The organism is Pseudomonas sp. P5_A2_2 (assembly GCF_054177685.1).
Genome location: NZ_JBGCUL010000554.1, coordinates 1 through 3038 on the forward strand (window position 1 = coordinate 1; position 3038 = coordinate 3038).

Genomic DNA, 3038 nt, shown 5'->3' on the forward strand with positions numbered 1-3038 from the left:
GCGCTGGGCCACACGCCGCGCCTGCTCGCCTCGGGCCTGCATGACAGCGCATTCTACGCGGCCATGTGGCATCAATTGACCGCCGAAGGTCATTGGCAAGGCGAGATTTCCAATCGGCGCAAGAATGGCGAGCTGTACCCGAGCTGGCTGACCATCAGTGCCGTGCGCAACCGCGACAAGTTCATCACCCACTTTGTCGCGGTGTTCGCCGACATTTCCAGCCTCAAGCATGCCCAGGCCAAACTCGACTACCAGGCACACCACGACCCGCTGACCGGCCTGCCAAACCGCACACTATTCGAAAGCCGCTTGCTGACTGCGCTCAACAGCCAGCAGGAAAACGGTGGCCAGGGCGCTGTGCTGTTCCTCGACCTCGACCGCTTCAAGCACATCAACGACAGCCTCGGCCACCCGGTCGGCGACCTGCTGCTCAAGGGCATTGCCGTACGCCTCAAGGAGCAGTTGCGCGATATCGACACCGTAGCGCGCCTGGGCGGTGACGAATTCATTATCCTGCTGCCGGGCCTGCAACAATCCAGCGATGCCGACCACATCGCCACCAAGTTGCTCAATTGTTTCGCCGCGCCGTTCCAGGCCGGCGAACACGAGTTTTTCATCAGCGCCAGCATCGGCACAAGCCTCTATCCGAAGGATGGTTGCGACGTTGCCACACTGATCAAGAACGCCGACGCCGCGATGTACCGCTCCAAGGCCAAGGGCCGCAACMGTGTCGAAAGCTACACCCGCGACCTCACCGCCCAGGCCAGCGAACGCGTGGCACTGGAACACGAACTGCGCCGCGCCATCGAACGCAATGAGTTGCACCTGTGCTACCAACCGAAAATCAGCCTCGAAGACTACAGCCTGGTCGGTGCCGAAGCCCTGATCCGTTGGCGCCATCCGACCTTTGGCGACGTGCCGCGAGAACACTTCATCCCGCTGGCTGAAGAAAACGGCATGATCCTGCAAATCGGCGACTGGGTCCTGGAAACCGCCTGCCGGCAGATGGCCGAATGGCACCGGCTGTACAGAAGTCCCGGCCCGCTGTCGGTCAACCTTGCCGGCGCCCAATTGCGCCAACCCAACCTGCTGGGCCGTATCGAGCAGCTACTCAAGGACAACGGCCTCAACCCCGGCTTCCTGCAACTGGAAATCACCGAAAACTTCATCATGAGCCAGGCCGAAGAAGCGCTGGCGGTGCTGCACCAACTCAAACATCTGGGCGTGCAACTGGCCATCGATGACTTCGGCACCGGTTACTCGTCCCTGAGTTACCTCAAGCGTCTGCCACTGGACATCCTCAAGATCGATCAGTCCTTCGTCCGCGGCCTGCCGGACGATCCCCATGATGCGGCGATCGTCCGGGCCATCATAGCGCTCGGACGCAGCATGCCATTCACCGTGATTGCCGAAGGGGTCGAGACCCTGGCGCAACAACAATTCCTCGCCGCTGAGGGCTGCGAACAAATCCAGGGCTACATCGTCAGCCTGCCCCTGACGGCGGACGAATTTGCCGCGACATTTCTTCGTACAACCGTAATGGTTTTTTCAGATAGCACAGCCGCGAAACCGTCGTTATAATCCGCGGCCTACTGAGGGCCTATAGCTCAGTTGGTTAGAGCAGAGGACTCATAATCCTTTGGTCCACGGTTCAAGTCCGTGTGGGCCCACCAAACAAGAAAGCCGCGTTTTTACGCGGCTTTTTCGTGTCTGGTCGGTGGGAGCGACTGGAACTCTTCAGCTGGAATGACTTCGGCCCCATTTCAAGCCCTTCGACCCACTTCATACGCAAGTGGCGCGCCTTCAATGAAAAAACCGGCCAGCTCGCAATGTTTTACAGCCTCACATCAATCCAAGTCACATCATCGTCTACATCAGTGATTGCAATGGCAGGAGCTGCAAGCACGTCATCCTGTCGAGCGTCGGTCAGCTCCGCCCAAAAGCCATCCGTTGCGAACACCAGGCGCTCGCCTGCAGCCACTGAACGGAAAACAAAATCTGGATCCGGGGAACGGTTGGCCCTATAGCAACGGGTGATCAGATGGCGGGCCGGATCAAGCGCAAGTTCCCGATGTGATCGGTCGCGCCTCCAGTTCGCCTTGCAATGCGGTGGTGTGAACCACTCGATTCCACCCTCCGCACCGGCAACACCACATGAACAGTCGCCCTCATATGCAAGGGTGAGCTGCCCATGAGAAGCAATACCAACCAAGTAGCTTGTTGTACCGGTCTGCTTAGCAAACAGTGGAGCGTGTAAATCTGTAAGTACAGACCGTAGCAGCTGCTGGACGTCACTATGAGTAGTGTCTTCAGCGCCTTGACTAATACGGGCCTGGCAGGCATCCATCACTGCTTGCACAAATCCATGGGCCAACTGGCCGCTACCGGGCTTCGAAGTGCCATCCACGACAACAAACAGCCCCCTCACGCCATCGAATACCGCGCCAGCGCAATCATGGTTGGCTTCTCGGGCTCGCCCTTTTACCGATCTGATTTCGTATCTCATGCGAGCAGGCTCAGATCCTTCATACGCTGATGGATGAGCATGCCACGAGCGGGGTTTGCCCGAACCGAGCCTGAGCTTTGAATCGCATAGTCGATGCCACTGAGCCTAAGCAGCTCACCAACTCCCTTGGCGATGAACTGCAGCAATTCAGTTTCCGCCCCTCGGACCTCCTCCAACAGCTCCGGACGCCCATCAATCAGGATAACGATGTCCTCAACATCCTTGTGATAAGGATCGCCTTCTCCGCGCCCGCTGAAGGCTTCCAGCTTCGTAGCAAGAAAGTAAGTCGACTTGAAGATCTGTATCTCCAGACCACTGGGTAGCGCGAACTTCACAGCGTGAGCGAGCCCTTCCACGAACCAACGGTTCGCATAGCCGAGAACAGCCGGATCCGAAGGCATCACATCCACGATGACATCGTTGAAACGAAATCGACAGTTGACCTCGTCTTCCCCTGTGATTTTGAATTTTTTGGCCTCCAGGCGTTCTGTGAGGCGTTGCAAGGCACTAACAGCCGCCAACTCGATTACCA

Annotated in this window: 3 protein-coding genes and 1 tRNA gene; 2 read left to right on the forward strand and 2 right to left on the reverse strand. The window is 58.0% G+C overall.

Features of this window, described 5'->3' with window-relative positions; genetic code table 11:
• Both ACXRVY_RS22155 and ACXRVY_RS22160 read left to right on the forward strand, forming a co-directional pair.
• The coding region (locus ACXRVY_RS22155) for a putative bifunctional diguanylate cyclase/phosphodiesterase (RefSeq protein ID WP_458238246.1) at window positions 1-1581 on the forward strand (1581 nt) is incomplete at its 5' end.
• A gap of 15 nt (window positions 1582-1596) precedes the next feature.
• A tRNA-Ile gene (locus tag ACXRVY_RS22160) sits at window positions 1597-1673 on the forward strand.
• 161 nt (window positions 1674-1834) lie between these two features.
• Here the strand turns inward: ACXRVY_RS22160 and ACXRVY_RS22165 are convergent.
• Together ACXRVY_RS22165 and ACXRVY_RS22170 are read right to left on the reverse strand one after the other, a co-directional pair.
• Window positions 1835-2506, reverse strand: a complete 672-nt coding sequence (locus ACXRVY_RS22165; RefSeq protein ID WP_223456926.1) for a serine/threonine protein phosphatase — start codon at window positions 2504-2506, stop codon at window positions 1835-1837.
• A partial coding sequence (locus tag ACXRVY_RS22170) for a hypothetical protein (RefSeq protein WP_458238247.1) occupies window positions 2503-3038 on the reverse strand: 536 nt, incomplete at its 5' end. The genes ACXRVY_RS22170 and ACXRVY_RS22165, both read right to left, overlap by 4 nt.